The organism is Lysinibacillus sp. KU-BSD001 (assembly GCF_042920265.1).
Taxonomy (GTDB): domain Bacteria; phylum Bacillota; class Bacilli; order Bacillales_A; family Planococcaceae; genus Lysinibacillus_B.
Window position 1 is genome coordinate 406,462 of record NZ_JBDQZI010000002.1, and the last position, 15,361, is coordinate 421,822.

The 15,361-nt window shown below is 40.0% G+C and carries 12 protein-coding genes; 4 read left to right on the forward strand and 8 right to left on the reverse strand.

What is annotated here, in order from left to right; translation table 11 throughout:
- Positions 1-8: 8 nt before the first annotated feature.
- Positions 9-1,481 carry an aldehyde dehydrogenase family protein gene (locus tag AAGS61_RS05180; RefSeq protein ID WP_391368279.1) on the reverse strand — a complete coding sequence of 491 codons (1,473 nt, stop codon included), beginning with the start codon at positions 1,479-1,481 and terminating at the stop codon, positions 9-11.
- Positions 1,482-1,641: 160 nt separating this feature from the next.
- Here AAGS61_RS05180 and AAGS61_RS05185 point away from each other — a divergent pair, with 160 nt between their 5' ends.
- Positions 1,642-2,439, forward strand: coding sequence for a TIGR00266 family protein (locus tag AAGS61_RS05185; protein WP_391368282.1), 798 nt, complete (start codon positions 1,642-1,644; stop codon positions 2,437-2,439).
- 116 nt (positions 2,440-2,555) lie between these two features.
- Here the strand turns inward: AAGS61_RS05185 and AAGS61_RS05190 are convergent, their stop codons facing one another.
- From AAGS61_RS05190 to AAGS61_RS05210, 5 genes are all read right to left on the reverse strand, one after another.
- Entirely contained in the window at positions 2,556-3,866 is a 1,311-nt protein-coding gene (locus AAGS61_RS05190; protein WP_391368284.1) for a protoglobin domain-containing protein, read from the reverse strand.
- Between the two features lie 310 nt (positions 3,867-4,176).
- Complete coding sequence (locus tag AAGS61_RS05195; RefSeq protein WP_391368287.1) at positions 4,177-5,001, reverse strand: undecaprenyl-diphosphate phosphatase; 825 nt, start codon at positions 4,999-5,001, stop codon at positions 4,177-4,179.
- Positions 5,002-5,012: 11 nt separating this feature from the next.
- Positions 5,013-6,086, reverse strand: coding sequence for a metallophosphoesterase (locus tag AAGS61_RS05200; RefSeq protein WP_391368290.1), 1,074 nt, complete (start codon positions 6,084-6,086; stop codon positions 5,013-5,015).
- Positions 6,087-6,234: 148 nt separating this feature from the next.
- Positions 6,235-8,484, reverse strand: coding sequence for a sensor histidine kinase (locus tag AAGS61_RS05205; RefSeq protein WP_391368293.1), 2,250 nt, complete (start codon positions 8,482-8,484; stop codon positions 6,235-6,237).
- A 145-nt stretch (positions 8,485-8,629) separates the two neighbouring features.
- Positions 8,630-9,313, reverse strand: a complete 684-nt coding sequence (locus AAGS61_RS05210; RefSeq protein ID WP_391368296.1) for a response regulator transcription factor — start codon at positions 9,311-9,313, stop codon at positions 8,630-8,632.
- A gap of 392 nt (positions 9,314-9,705) precedes the next feature.
- On the opposite strand from AAGS61_RS05210, the gene AAGS61_RS05215 reads away from it, so the two are divergent.
- Positions 9,706-10,803 (forward strand): M50 family metallopeptidase, encoded by a 1,098-nt coding sequence (locus AAGS61_RS05215; RefSeq protein WP_391368298.1) that lies wholly within the window; start codon positions 9,706-9,708, stop codon positions 10,801-10,803.
- Between the two features lie 63 nt (positions 10,804-10,866).
- Here the strand turns inward: AAGS61_RS05215 and ccsB are convergent, their stop codons facing one another.
- The gene (gene ccsB, locus AAGS61_RS05220) at positions 10,867-12,021 is read right to left on the reverse strand and encodes a c-type cytochrome biogenesis protein CcsB (protein WP_391368301.1); all 1,155 of its coding nucleotides are present in this window, start codon (positions 12,019-12,021) and stop codon (positions 10,867-10,869) included.
- A gap of 158 nt (positions 12,022-12,179) precedes the next feature.
- Between ccsB and AAGS61_RS05225 the strand changes: the two genes are divergently transcribed.
- The gene (locus AAGS61_RS05225) at positions 12,180-13,475 is read left to right on the forward strand and encodes a sensor histidine kinase (RefSeq protein WP_391368304.1); all 1,296 of its coding nucleotides are present in this window, start codon (positions 12,180-12,182) and stop codon (positions 13,473-13,475) included.
- Positions 13,456-14,193 carry a LytR/AlgR family response regulator transcription factor gene (locus AAGS61_RS05230; protein ID WP_391368307.1) on the forward strand — a complete coding sequence of 246 codons (738 nt, stop codon included), beginning with the start codon at positions 13,456-13,458 and terminating at the stop codon, positions 14,191-14,193. Before AAGS61_RS05225 ends, AAGS61_RS05230 begins: the two co-directional genes overlap by 20 nt.
- Before the next feature lie 36 nt (positions 14,194-14,229).
- Here AAGS61_RS05230 and AAGS61_RS05235 read toward each other — a convergent pair whose 3' ends face one another.
- Positions 14,230-15,096 carry a DMT family transporter gene (locus AAGS61_RS05235; RefSeq protein ID WP_391368310.1) on the reverse strand — a complete coding sequence of 289 codons (867 nt, stop codon included), beginning with the start codon at positions 15,094-15,096 and terminating at the stop codon, positions 14,230-14,232.
- Positions 15,097-15,361 lie beyond the last annotated feature (265 nt).

The window sequence follows — 15,361 nt, forward strand, 5'->3', positions numbered from 1 at the left end:
TTGTATTGTTAAGTGTCAATTTGTGCACGCTGTAACTTTCCACTATAGTCCACATAAATACTCTTCCACTCTGTATACACATCGAGTGCGGCCTGACCGGAATCCCGATGACCGTTCCCTGTTCCCTTTGTGCCACCGAATGGTAAGTGAATTTCTGCGCCTGTTGTGCCTGCATTGACATACACAATGCCCGTATCAAGTAAATGTTGTGCTTTGAAAATCGTATTCACGTCTTGCGAGAAAATAGAACTAGAGAGACCAAATTTCACGCCGTTATTGACTTCAATCGCCTCTTCTAGACTCCCTACTTCAATGATACTAATGACAGGTCCGAAAATTTCCTCTTGTGCGATAATCATATCTGGTCGTACATCCGTAAAGAGCGTCGGTTCAAAATAAACGCCTTTGTCATAGGGTGGTTCCGTTAAAATGTTGCCACCACGTACCAATGTAGCGCCTTGTTGTTTACCGATTTGCACGTAATGATTAATTTTCTCTAATGCGGCTTTATTGATCACAGGACCTACTTTCGTCGTTGGATCCAGTCCGTCCCCAATCGTTAATTCATCCATTGCCTTTAATAAGCGATGAACGACTTCTTCTTTCACATCTCTATGCACAATCACACGACTACACGCTGTACAACGCTGCCCTGCTGTTCCAAAAGCACTCCATAAAATGCCTTCCACTGCTAATTCGATATTGGCATCATCCATCACAATGACTGCATTTTTGCCGCCCAGTTCAAGCGATACCTTTTTTAACAATTTGCCCCCAAGTTCGGCTACTTTACTACCCGTTGCATTCGACCCCGTAAATGAAATAATGCGAATGTCCGGATGCTCTACGATCGCAGTGCCAACAGTAGGTCCCGTACCAAATACAATATTGACAACACCAGGTGGCAAACCGACCTCTTCAAAAATTTTACCGAGTTCATAGGCCATGAGTGGCGCTTCATTTGACGGCTTCCATACGACTGTATTCCCTGCAACAAGTGCCGGAAATGCTTTCCACGATGCAATGGCGATTGGAAAATTCCATGGTGTAATGAGACCCGCTACCCCAACTGGTGCACGCACACTCATCGCAAATTTATTGGCAAGCTCGGAAGGAACAGTCTCACCAAATAAACGACGCCCCTCACCTGCCATATAAAACGCCATATCAATGGCTTCCTGTACTTCACCACGTGCCTCTTCAATCACTTTGCCCATCTCTTTTGTGAGCAGCTCCGCTAAGTATTCTTTCTTCTCTTTTAATTTAAAACCAATTTCATATAAATAATCCGCTCGTTTTGGTGCGGGAACCTGTGCCCATTGTTTTTGTGCATGCTTTGCGGCAATTGCTGCCTCATTGACGTCATGCGCAGTCGACAATGGGATTGTTGCAAGTTGTTCACCCGTGGCGGGATTGATGACCGGCATCGTTTTTACGCTTGTCGCCACCCAATGCCCATTAATATAATTTTCCACTCCCATCTTTCAGACCCCCTTTTATGTAATTTTATTCTACATTTTCTACTTTAAACCCTTTTTCTCTCATATATATTCCCATGAAATATTTTTCCCTAAATGATGAAACTTTTTGTACACTTACGCAGTATTATCTAATAAATAACTTTTTTCTGGAGGCGAGTACATGAATAATCATGAGATTGATTACAAACTTTACGGTGATGATATGCAATTTGTGGAGGTAGAATTAGACCCACAGGAAACCGTCGTTGCTGAAGCGGGTGCTTTAATGATGATGGAAGATGATATTAAGATGGAAACAATATTTGGTGATGGTTCTAATAATCGTGGTAGTGGCTTGATGGGTAAGCTGATGGGTGCTGGAAAACGAATTCTAACAGGCGAAAGCTTATTTATGACGACCTTTACAAACGAAGGCTCCGGCAAACGTCACGTGTACTTCGCTTCCCCTTATCCTGGAAAAATCATTCCAATGGACTTAAGTACATTAAACGGCAAAATTATTTGTCAAAAAGATGCCTTTTTAGCTGCAGCAAAAGGCGTTGAAGTCGGCATTGAATTTCAGCGTAAATTAGGGACAGGCTTCTTCGGCGGTGAAGGATTTATTATGCAAAAGCTTGAAGGCGATGGCATGGCCTTTATCCATGCAGGTGGTACCATTCACGAACGCAAATTACAACCAGGTGAGCGTCTACGTATTGATACAGGATGTTTAGTCGCAATGACGGCTGACGTAGACTACAGCATTGAAGCAGTAGGCGGCGTTAAAACAGCATTATTCGGTGGCGAAGGCATCTTCTTTGCAACACTACGTGGGCCTGGTACAGTATGGGTACAATCATTACCGTTCAGCCGCTTAGCGAGCCGTGTATTCGCAGCAGCTCCGATGTCACAAGGCGGTGGCGGTCAGTCTTCAGGTGAAGGCGGAATCGGTGGACTGTTTGATTTGTTCAATAAATAACTGTACGCTAAATCATCGATAAATATGCATAAGTAAGATATACCTCGCTTTCACATAGTGGGAGTCCATACAAAAAAGAGCATGCCTGCTTTAATAAGGGATGCTCTTTACGTATGTTACAACGTTTGAATTGTTTCCTCTAATTTTGTCGCAGCCTCTTCTAAACGTTCAGAAGATTCACCAATACGCTCCGCTACAACGGACAGTTTTTCTACTTGTATGCCTACATGTTCAAAATCGGCAATAGTTGTCTCAATAGAATGTGAAATGTTCGTAAATGATGCAAGCGATTTTTTATTTTCTTCTATGCCCTCTCCTACAAGGGTTTGAATGTTATGAATCGCTTCAATGACTTGATTTGTCACGGCGCTCGAATCCCCTATCAATAAGGCGATCTGCTCCACGGACTGCTTTGTTTGATCGGCTAATTTTCGCACCTCATCTGCGACAACAGCAAACCCCTTTCCGTGCACGCCCGCTCTTGCTGCTTCAATAGCTGAGTTTAAGGCGAGTAGGTTCGTCTGATTGGCGATCCCTTTAACGATTTCAACTACCGCTTTAATTTCTGAAGAGGAAGCGTCTAATTCCTTTACCATAGCTGTCATCTGTATCGTTTTCTCGTTAATTTGAGACGTTTGTTCACTTAAGTAGTGCATTTGCACCGTACCTTCTTCCGATGCCTCTTTCGTTTCACGTGCATCATGAATACTACTTTGTAATTGTGCATTCACTTCTTTTATACTCGCTACTAGTTTCACGACCGCCTCGTATGTTTCTTGTGACTGCACCTCTAAATTGTGTGAAATACGTCCGATTGTGTCACGTACATCTTGTTTAATTTGATTTTGTTGCTCTTGAAACATGTGAGCTGCTACTTTTTCATATTCCTCTAACACAATCTGTTGTTCAAAATTACAAATTTTACTTAAAGAATTGATAATAAGTTCTGTCTCTACGACATCTAGATCTAAGGAGAATATAATGCTTCGTATCATGTTTTCAATCTTTTGAAACGCGCCTAAATACCATTGGGTTGTCAATCCAATACGTACATGCATTAACGACACACGTGCGCGTTTTTCCAAAAAGGCATGATCGATACGCCCATCGAACATTTCAATAATGTGATGACGTAATGTTTGGTGAAGACGTTCAGACGTAGTGTGCTCGTTAATAATATTATAAAACTCTGGTACACTTTCAATCGTTTCATAAAATGCATCGACCACTTCTTTAATATGCACTTCTACATAAGGTTTGATAGCTCGGACTCTATGCAGATCCTCGACCGTTAAGTCAATTATTTTCAGCTGCAATAAGCGAGCAGCATCTTCAATAAAAATCCCTACTCCATTAAACTGCGTGTCGATAATAGATTGTTTTTCCCGTCTATTTCTATTAAATAGAAACATCTTCCACCTCTCCATTCCTTAGCATTCCCCTCCTACTTGAAACAATTATCTCTTTCTACAATATAGTAAAAAATTTGAACTTATTACAATAATTTTCTCGCTTATAATAGAAAATGACAACGTTTTTTTTAAATGTTGTCATACTTTTTATGCCTTATTAACGTAAAAATACCGACTAATGAAAGCTTCACTTTACTTCAGTACATCATATGCAATACAAAGGGGATTATTTAAATAGGCAGCACGCCTACTGTGTTAAGCCGTGCACTCCGCTTTTGCTCTAAATAAAAATGGCAACCTCCTTTTGAGGAGACTGCCATTTTTATTATAGATATACAATCGCCATTAAAATAACCGCGACAATAATACGATACACCGCAAATGGTGTTAATTTCACACGTGAAATTAATTTTAAGAAGAATTTAATCGAAATGAGTGCGAAAATAAATGCACTTACAAAGCCAACAATATAGAAGCTAAGGTGATCTAGATTAATTTGATCCCAGTTTTTCACAAGCGATAATCCACTCGCGCCTGCCATAATCGGCACCGCCATAATGAACGTAAAATCCGCTGCTGTTTTATGGTCAAGTCCAAGTAACACACCACCTGAAATCGTTGCACCTGAGCGCGAGAATCCAGGCCATAATGATAAACATTGCACAAGACCAATCTTGAATGCTTTTCCGTAAGAAATATTATCCAGTGACGTAATTTTTGGTCGCTTCGGTCCAAATTTATCGGCAATAATCATTAAAAATGCACCGATGAATAAACCGATAATCACCGTTTCAATCCCAAATAAATTTTCATCGATATAATCTTCGAATAATACACCAAACACACCGGCTGGAATAATGCCGACAATAACATGTCCTAAGTTAAAGCGTGTCGTTGTGTGCCCTTCCATTTTATAAAGCCCAACTAAGCTGAGCATGCGCTTCCACATGACAACGACGACCGCTAAAATAGACCCTAGCTGAATGACAATTTTAAATGTATTGGCTGAGCCCTGCCCTAAAAACTCCGTTGTTTTTAACCATAAATCATCGACAATAATCATATGCCCTGTTGAAGAGACAGGGGCAAACTCCGTCATCCCCTCGACAAAGCCGAGGATGAGCGCTTTTAATAATTCCAAAAACTCCATTGTTGTACTCCTTATTTTGTAAATTCAATATCAACTACCCACAATTCCGATTGAGAACCAATGCGTGTCGGTGGCCCCCAAAAGCCAAAGCCACTGGATACAAGTGCATGCATGGTGCCTTTTAACCGATGACCATAGTCAAGCTCAAATAGTTTGGATGTGATAAAATGATTCGGCCACATTTGTCCGCGATGTGTATGCCCTGACACATGAAAATCGACACCTAAATGGGATGGTGTTGCTAAATCATTCGGCGTATGATTCATCACAAACCAAGGTTTTGACTCGTCTGTCGGCTTTAACTGTTTTAATAGTTGTCGTGATGTATTTGTCAAATCTTCTTGCCCTGTTAAATAGAAACGATTGTCAATTAAAATGGTTTCATCGAGTAACATTTTTACATTCGAGGCTTCCATTTCTGAAATGAGTAAGGGGATTTTTCGACCGTAATATTCATGGTTCCCTAACACCCCGTAAACACCATATGTCGTCTTCAATTGCTTCATGACTTCGTGCATTCCGTCTTCGATATACCATGCTGGATCATCATCAATTAAATCCCCGGCAAGCAATACGATATCCGGCTGTGCTTCATTTGCTAGGTTCACGAACTTTTGTAAATGTCCTTTGTTGGACAACACCCCTAAATGAAAATCAGATGCGACAACAACACGTAGCGGCTCCCCTTCTTTTTCAATTTCAATGGTCAACTCACGTGTAACTGGCGTATAGGCATTATATGTGCCAATGGCAAATAAAACAACAAGCACTATCATACCAAATGTCCCAACCCATAGCACACTCTTAAATGGTGTCAGCCAAATGACGAGATTGACTATCAAACAAATCACAAGTCCATATTGGAACACAAACATCCAATAGTTACCAATAACTGCCAGTGGCTTCAATAGTTCATGCATCCGCCCTAAAATAAAGCTAAATGAAACAATAAATAAAACAAGCCAATACACCACCTCAAAACGAAAGATATTGAGTGCCATCAGCCACTGCTTCAAGTTCCAGCCTAAATAACCTGTCATGCCGCTATATATCGCAACAACAAGTACCCCTATCAATAGTCGCATGTGCCCCACGCTCCCTATTTTTATATCGTTTACTACTGAAAAATTATAGCATAATAGCATGTGCCACTGTAGTACCAGCTTGGTACCAGGCACTTCCCTGGTACCAAGCTGGTACAAAAAAGCGCCTTCCTATAGAAGGCGCTCCCCATTACCCGATATTCACTTTCACAATCACTTTAAACAAATCACCATCTACATCAATAACAAGTGACCCACCATGTAAATCCACAATCGATTGTGCAATGGCTAGCCCCAGTCCTGAGCCTTCCGTATGCCGTGACGTATCTGCACGTTTAAAGCGCTCTGTTAATTCTTCCACATTACCACCGAGCTCGTACTTGGCGATATTTTTCACTGCCAACTCCGCTACACCTGCTACGGCTCGTAATGATACGTATACACGCGTGCCTTCTAAGCTATATTTACGGGCATTGACAAGCAAGTTATCGACAACACGCCACCACTTTTGACCATCCACATACGCATAAATTGGTTGTTCATGAATCGTCACACGTAAATCGAGACCAGCCGCCGTAAAATCCTCTTCATGCTCCACTACGGTTTGTTGGAGCATTTGCGCTAAATCGACGCGTTGCTTCAAAATCTCAATATTACCGCTCGCCATTTTTGATACTTCAAATAAATCCTCAATTAACGTTTTTAATCGCGCAGATTTTTTATCTAAAATATCCACGTATTTTGTCCGTTCGTCTTCTGGCAAATCGGGGTTTTTCAATAAATCCGTATACGTAATAATCGACGTCAGCGGTGTACGTAAATCGTGGCTCACATTCGTGATGAGCTCTGTTTTTAACCGTTCGCTTTTAGCACGCTCATGCATCGATAACTCCACACCTTGACGTAAAGCATTTAAATTCTCCGCATGTTTCGCAATCGGTGAATTCCCTTTTACTTCAATCGCCGTCGTTAAACGGCCTGCCGCCATGTCCTCTGTTTTCTGCATCACACGGTTTAGGTAGCCCATGCGTTTTAAATACACATACAACACAGGTAACAAAACGAACATAAATAACGGGGCATAAATTAACAGTAACGCTGGCTGTAATAACACACCCGCAAACCCAAGCCCTGCAAGGAAAAAGACGATAAACATGGCGACCGTTTGTTGACCAATCGATTTATTTAAAAAGGCTTCTCGCCCTGCTTCTACTAAACGGATAAAAATCGAATTTTCCGCCGAAAGCCCTTCACGTTTTACAGCATCATATCCCCATATCGCTGTCACAATCGCAACTGCGGTGAAAGCAAAACCAAATAAAAATAGCACAGCTTCTTCAAAGTTTAAATAATACTCACTTCGATAAATAAAATATGCCTGTGATTCAATACGATACGGAAAACTTTCTATAAAATTAAATGCCAGTAATCCTGTGATCATCGGAATGACTAAACGAATATCAAGCGGTAAACGATGGAACTTTTCTTCTAGCTCTGGAACAGTTGAAAAAAGTTCGCGACTGGGCTTTAACATCGTAGCGAGTAAACTAATTGACACTAAACTGATGACCCAAAGTGTATATAACACCCACTTTTGAAGTGTAAAAATATTATACGATTCTGCAAATCCCGTTTCATCCATAGCTGATTTTAATAACGATACTTCTCCTGTAAACGATTGACTTGCATTCGATAAGTCCATGTACGTATTACTAATTCCTGCGCTATCTGCTATATAATCATCTAAATAAATAGCGCGATCTCCGTCTATATATAATTCATCGCCTTTTTTAAACTGTGTACGATTGACGATTTTTTCTGGAGATTTTTTTTCGTATACTTCTCCCGCTTCATTCGTTAATCGATACGTGAAATAGCTATATTGCTCTTTAAACTGACGAGCCCTTTTTTCATATTCTACTTTATATTTGGCTAATGCTTGCTTCTTGATTGCAAGTATTTTTTCCTTTACTACTTCATCACTCTCAAAATTCCTTCGTACTTCCGCTAACTTTTGATCCCGCTCTTGCTGTAAGCGTTGCGCTTCACTTGTAGCTGGCGCAGTATCCGTTTTTTCTTCCGCAGTTGTTTCTTCCTGCGTCGTTACTGTTTCTGTTTCTGTGACGGTCTCCTCACTAGTTACTGCACTTTCATACTGCGCGCGAATATTCGCCAGTTGTTCTTCCAGTGAGCCGTAGTACTCACGATAATACATAATTTCGTCATCATTCACTTGAATAGCACGCTCTGCTTGTTCAAAATCAATCGGGTCTAGTATATATTCTTTCAAACCTTGTAAAAAGTACTCTTGCTCATTCATCATGTCATGAGAATCAAAATAATTTTGCCCAATAAAACCTTGGCTTTTTATTAAAAACGACCAAACACCTAATGCCGCTAAAAATATAAGAAAAAGAGTAAGGAATAAACGTTTTTTCATTTGTCATTCCTCCTAAAATAGTCTTTGTAAAAATTGGATAGTCTCCAGTAAATCGGTGTTGATCCAGCGCCAAACATATGCCCCGATGCATACGAATCCAATAATGGCTGCAACCACACTACACGTCGTACAAATATCGAGTAGCCTATTTTTCAATTTTGTATCCAAGTCCCCACACCACTTTCAAGTAACGTGGATTTTTCGGATCAGCCTCGATTTTTTCACGAATTTTACGAATATGTACAGCAACGATATTTTCAGCGTTATACGCCTCCTCGTTCCATACAAGCTCATAAATTTCACTGATCGAAAACACACGTCCTGCATTTTTTAAAAGAAGCTCTGTAATTTTATATTCAATCGGTGTCAGCTTCACTGGTTCTCCGTCAAGTCGCACCTCTTTTGCCTCTGGATGTAATGTAAGCCCATCTGTTTGCTCTTGCCGCGCATACGTACCCAATTCCGTATAGCGTCGTAGCTGACTTTTCACCCGCGCCATTAACTCCAGTGGATGAAATGGCTTCGTTAAATAATCATCGGCCCCTATGGATAACCCATGAATTTTATCTGTCTCCTCTGCCTTCGCGCTAAGCATCAGAATCGGGATATTACGTTCCTCCCGAATTTTAAATGTCGCCGTAATCCCATCCATCTTCGGCATCATAATGTCTAAAATAATTAAATGTACTTCATGCTGCTTGAGCATGTCTATCGCCTCCAGCCCATTCGCTGCCTTCAGCACATGAAACCCTTCATTCTTTAAATAGATCTCAATTCCGTCACGAATATCTTGATCATCATCCGTCACAAGTACAGTTAGCTTGTCCACCCTCAACACCTCACTGCTTTTTCTTATAATTATATCGTACTGAACAAACCTTAGGATTTTATAAGGACAAATCTGAAGAATTTCTTAAGAAACACTAAGCAACTACCAAATAACCATATTATACCATTATATTGAAATAAAATAAGGTTACCTTATAAAGATAACCTTGAAAATGCCGGAAATTTCAATTGAAGTGTAAATCGTTCTTTTTCATAGATGAAATTGTTTGCACCTTCTATGGTAAAATTAGGGGCAATGAATAAAAAACACTCACTTTAGCATTCCGATGTTCAATTGATTTTCCATCTTCACGGAACGGTGACTAGATGTTAGCACACTTATTCTTCTGAAGAGATCGTTGGGTAGTGTCCAATGAAAGGAGGTTTTCTCTGTTGAATAAATGGCTCTCTCCCTTTTACGTGACCATTGCACTTTCTATCGCTTTTATCGTGAGTGCTTTTACATCATTTGCTCATACAACAAACTTTTTCGCACTGTCTCTAGCATTATTTTTCATGACGATTTTCATTCATGAGCTCGGGCATGTTGTATTCGGACGATTCGCAGGCTATCGCTTTATCTATATGACGATTGGGCCTTTTACAATTGAAAAAAGCGAAAAGCTAAAAATTATACCCAATTATAGCTGGGTGATGTTTGGGGGTGTCGCCTACTGTATGCCGATTAGCACAGATCACGAATTAACGAAAAAACATATGTGGTATGCAGCAGGGGGACCACTATTTAGTATCGGGGCAGCAATCCTTTTACTTGGATTATGGTACTTAACCGATGCTTCACTTTTGGCATACGCTATGACATTACACGGGGCCATTTTTGTTGCTACTGCTATTCCAATGCGGATAGCAGGCGGCTTCTACTCCGATGGCTATATATGGCTCATGTTAAAACGTGGTGGTAAAAAATCACAGCAGTATGTGGCGATGTTGTTATTAACGAAAGAACTAATGTCACCAAAAAAACCTTCCGAATGGAATAAATCATTGATTGAGGAAGCCAAAAAAATGACATCATCTGCTGACAATATTCTCGTAGCCTATACGGTGTTTTATTATGAATTCGTGACGAACGGATTTAAGGCTGCATCGCAAGCTATGGATGCATTTAAAACGATTCCGATTACCAAGAAAAATAAAATCCTATTACAACATCTAACCCATATACGTCAAATCGATTCGTATGTATCCGATCATCCCGATACAGCGCTCATCACGTCATTGCATGCACAATTATCAAAAGTCGAACCAATTAGCTATAAGCGCAGCGAAGCATTATTAGCCTCTTTACAAGGCGACAAGGAACTAGCGGAGAAACGACTACAGGAAGTTATGGCGCAATGCGAGCAACAGATGAAGCAATACGGCTTTTTTGAAGCGGAAAAACAATTAACTACTTTCCTTCAGCAAATGATGCAGGTACGTAATCGGTCATTTATGGATGGATCAATTACAAGTGAAGACATGTCATGAGCAATTCTGAGTACAGAATTGCTCATTTTTTATGGAACTAGATATTTGCACGAGAACTCCTTCTCAAGCATACGAATGAAGCCCCGCAATAACTAAGTTAACAAATACTTGATTGAAGACAATTAAACCGAACCCAATAATGGCAAGCCATGCTGTGCGCTCTCCCTCCCAGCCTTTGGATAAGCGGAGATGTAATAATGCTGCATAAAACAACCACGTTATTAATGCCCATACTTCTTTTGGGTCCCATCCCCAATACCTTCCCCACGCAATTTGAGCCCAAATCATTGCAAAAAAGAGACCTCCTAAAGAAAACAATGGAAAGCCAATTAGCACAGCACGATACAATATTTCATCTAATAATTTCGGATTCACTTTTATTGTAAATGGCTGTAAAAGCTGCGCGATTCTTTTACGTGTCACTAGGCGAATGAAAGTATATAGTGCCGTCCCTACAATAAATGACCAAACAATCGTATTTAATTTTTTGGCATCAATTGAGCTCGGGATAGAAATTAGACCAACTTTCTCTTCTCCTTCATTTACGACGAGAACAGGCATTGTATATGTAGTGACTTCGGAAACCCCTTCTCTATTTTTTATTTCTACCGATTGTGGCTCTAAAAATAACGAAAAGCAGGTCGAACTGATGACAAAACCAATGACAACTACTAAACAATATAGAACTCCCTCCAAGCTTCTTATACGTTGGCTTGTTTTCGTCACATCCAGTACACAAAGCAAGTACATCACACCTGTCACGAAGGCAACGGACAAAATGGCGCTTGAAAAAGCGACCGTCATCACATGGATGGCGAGCCAATTACTTTGAAGACTCGGTATTAATGGAGAGGCTTCCTGTGAAAAAACACTCCCATACCCTAAGATTAATAACGAAATCGGAATAGCAAATAGCCCAATCATAATTTGTTTATATAAATAATGAATAAGTAAAAATGCGCCAATTAACATAATGCCGAAAAACGTCATAAACTCATACATATTACTAACTGGTGCATGTCCCAAGGCTATCCATCGGCAAATAAAATATGTAATTTGTAAGACAAATGCAATAGCTGTGAGAGCTAAAGCTATCCTTGCGCTTCTTTTACTCTTCGACTTAGCAGCAAACCCAAACGGCACAATCGCCACTAATAATAAAATAAAAGCGATAAACAACACATCACTGCTCATTGATAAGTATTGATCCGTGCTCATCAGAACCCCTCTTTCTCTATGTCATTCGGTTCATTATAAAAAACAGCTCCTTCATTCCGCATCATTTTATCGTCAACGTCAAGAAACTCATCTGGAACGTTGTTCATTCCTATGAACATCTTTTGAAATTACAGTACAATACTAAAAGGAGGGGAATAATGGAAATGGAATGGGTACCTTTTATCGTTTTAAATTTTTTTATTGTGTTTGGTTCACTGTTTTATTTATTAAATATCCGACCAACTGTTAAACGCATTTTCGCTTGTCTTATGTTAAATGCACTTGTTGCAATTATAGCTATTCAATTCTCACATATTCCTTGGCTTTCTCTTGCGCTCAGTATGTTGTTTAGCGGTAGTCTATTTTATTTCATCACGAAGAAAAGCATTGTCTTTTTACATTTAATGCTCGTTCACTTAATGACGATGCTTATAGAATATTTTGCGCTCTTATTAGTACATCAATTTGAACTACCATTCATCATTCATGGATTACTGATTGTCTTCATGTTCACTGTGAGTCTTTATGGGTACAAACAATTTATACATAACACCTTAAATCAGTTAGCGTTTTCAGCTCAGGTGCCGAGACTACTTCTCGTTGTTTGCATCATTACCTTCATTGTGTTTTATGTAACGGTCTTTGTCCCTTCTACGAATGGTGAAATAAAGGTTTCCTTATTAAATCTTGGCATGCTCTGTGCGTATTTTTTGTTTCTTTTAATTTCATCTCAATCAATCATTCAAACGATGCGGAAGGAAGCTTTATGGCAACAAAAAGAGGTTGAACAGCGTTATTTTCATGAGTATATGGAAGGATTAGAGGAAATGAACCGAAAAGTCCAAAGAGTTCAACACGACTATTCGAACCTACTGCTATCCATGCACGGCTATATTGAACAGGAGGATTGGAAAGGATTAAAAGATCATTTTGAAACAAATATCTTGCATACAACTCAGCAGCCGTTTAATGATTTCCAACAGCTTGAACATATTAAAATAATCGAACTAAAGGGACTCATTGGTGCAAAGCTATTAAAAGCAACTAACTTACATATTACAGTTCAAATAGAGGTGCCAGAAGAAATTAAATCCATACCATTGAATGTAATGGATTTGACAAGAATAATGGGGATTTTTTTGGATAACGCCATCGAGGCGAGCCTTCAGCATACAAATCCAAAAATCCAAATCGCTTTCCTGTATAGTGATCGACACGAACTAATCACCGTCATTCGAAATACAACGAATCAGCACTATATGGATATGAAACAGCTATTCGACGAAAATTATTCAACAAAAGGAGAAAATAGAGGTTTCGGTTTATACAATGTAAAGCAACTTTTAGAAAGCTACCCTACTACCGTGTTGAACACCTATGTAGAAGCAGGTTGGTTTATTCAAGAAATGGTTATTGAAAGAGAGGTAAGTTCAAATGAGAGTCGCCATTTGTGAAGATGAGACTTTTCACCGAGCATGCATTTTAAAAGCTATCCAAAACTATGCATTATTTCAAGCACCGAGTATCGAAGTAGTTCTATGTACAAATGACCCCCATGAATTATTACAACAAAGAAAATCCATACATATTGACTGTTATTTATTAGATATAGAATTAGGTAGTACGATCAATGGCTTAGATGTTGCTAAAAGGATTCGCGAACAAGACCCACTTGCTCACATTATTTTTATTACAACATATGCCGATCGTTTAAGCTTAACATTTAAGTATAAACTCGCAGCCCTTGATTTTATTGTAAAAGATTCGCCCGAACAAATAGCGCTCGGCGTTATAGAAGCACTACAAGCTGCTTTGATGAAATACAAGCAATTAGGGAACACTGATTCGACGAAGTGGTTTCAAATTAAAGTCGGGGAGAAGGTTAAAAACATTCGCTTGAAAGATATTTATTTTTTTGAAACATCTACACAACCACATAAACTAGAGCTGCATGAACGAAATGGCTATCATACATTTTACGGCACGTTAAAAGAACTAGATCATCTAGGCGAGCACTTTTTCCGTTGCCATAAAAGTTATCTTATTAACCTTGAAAATGTCAAAGAATTAAATATAAAAGAACGTTATGTCACGATGGAAAACGGTAGAAATTGCCCCATTGCCTTTCGATTACTAGGGAAACTTCAAAAAAGACTACAATTGTTTCAGTAATCAATCACTCTTTGTCACTCAATGCAAAAGACTACTTCACGCTGAAGTAGTCTTACTCCCCATCGTTAATACTAAAATCCCGCCTAAAATAAGCCCAACACCAATCCAAGACGTCCACGATAAGTATTCACCTAAGAAAAACACACCGAGCATTGCGGCTGTTAATGGCTCTGCTAAACTAAGCGTCACCGCGGCAGAGGAACTGACGAAACGAAGCCCAGCTAAAAAGAGCAAATAGGCCACACTCGTCGTCATAATGCCCATATACAGCATCGGGACAAAGTTTTGCATATTGCCGATCCACGCCACCCCGTCCATTAGCGCGATGGGGGATAAAAATAACGCACATAAAGAAAAGGTCATCGCTACAGCTGGCAATGTGTCCGCGCTTTTTGTGAGCTGCTTACTCACGTTTGTATACAGCGCAAACATCAATCCACCACCTAGTGCAAGTAGAACCCCCACTACATCGACGACTGCTTCCCCGCGATTCACGAAAAGCAATATACAACCTGTAATCGCAAAGCTTGTCGCCATTGCCCAAATGCGAGACGGCTTCGTTTTCCAAATCAGCCATTCCAGTATGCCCGCAAATACAGGGGCACTGCCAATCGTGACAACAGTGCCAATCGCCACACCTGTAAAGCGAATCGATGAGAAAAATAAACATTGGAACAACGCAATCGCGACTGCGGCGGCTATGTTCCATTTCCATGGCCATGTGCGCCAATTCATTTTTCGCATCAGCAATACAACGATCAGTAGTGCCCCACCACCAATCCCTGAACGTACACACGCGACAGCAAATGACGAAATCCCATCCTGTAAAAATGTTTGTGTTGTTCCCGTCGTCCCCCACAGCATCGCTGCCAGTAACACCGCTATGTATGGTAAAGCTTGCATGATGACATCCCCTCCTCTTTAACTACAACCATTATAGTGGAAATACCTAGCTTTTGAGAGTGTGTTACTTCATTTATCCGCGACTTTGAGTAGAATATACGCGAGTTTGGCTGAAATATGCGCGACTTTCAGGAACAAAACAGTAAAAACATACTAACATTAGTAGTACAAACCACGGCCATGGTTTGTGCTACTATTTTTTTATAGTAGAAGTGAAGGAAAGCCGAACAGCCCCTGGGATCATTTAAGAATCCGTATTAAAAAC

What these genes read in the sequence shown, in the direction of transcription:
- AAGS61_RS05225 (WP_391368304.1), top strand. Translation starts at nt 12,180, where the DNA reads ATGGAAATGGAATGGGTACCTTTTATCGTTTTAAATTTTTTTATTGTG.
- AAGS61_RS05180 (WP_391368279.1), bottom strand. Translation starts at nt 1,481, where the DNA reads ATGGGAGTGGAAAATTATATTAATGGGCATTGGGTGGCGACAAGCGTA.
- AAGS61_RS05195 (WP_391368287.1), bottom strand. Translation starts at nt 5,001, where the DNA reads ATGGAGTTTTTGGAATTATTAAAAGCGCTCATCCTCGGCTTTGTCGAG.
- AAGS61_RS05185 (WP_391368282.1), top strand. Translation starts at nt 1,642, where the DNA reads ATGAATAATCATGAGATTGATTACAAACTTTACGGTGATGATATGCAA.
- AAGS61_RS05190 (WP_391368284.1), bottom strand. Translation starts at nt 3,866, where the DNA reads ATGGAGAGGTGGAAGATGTTTCTATTTAATAGAAATAGACGGGAAAAA.
- AAGS61_RS05205 (WP_391368293.1), bottom strand. Translation starts at nt 8,484, where the DNA reads ATGAAAAAACGTTTATTCCTTACTCTTTTTCTTATATTTTTAGCGGCA.
- AAGS61_RS05200 (WP_391368290.1), bottom strand. Translation starts at nt 6,086, where the DNA reads ATGCGACTATTGATAGGGGTACTTGTTGTTGCGATATATAGCGGCATG.
- AAGS61_RS05235 (WP_391368310.1), bottom strand. Translation starts at nt 15,096, where the DNA reads ATGCAAGCTTTACCATACATAGCGGTGTTACTGGCAGCGATGCTGTGG.
- ccsB (WP_391368301.1), bottom strand. Translation starts at nt 12,021, where the DNA reads ATGAGCACGGATCAATACTTATCAATGAGCAGTGATGTGTTGTTTATC.
- AAGS61_RS05230 (WP_391368307.1), top strand. Translation starts at nt 13,456, where the DNA reads ATGAGAGTCGCCATTTGTGAAGATGAGACTTTTCACCGAGCATGCATT.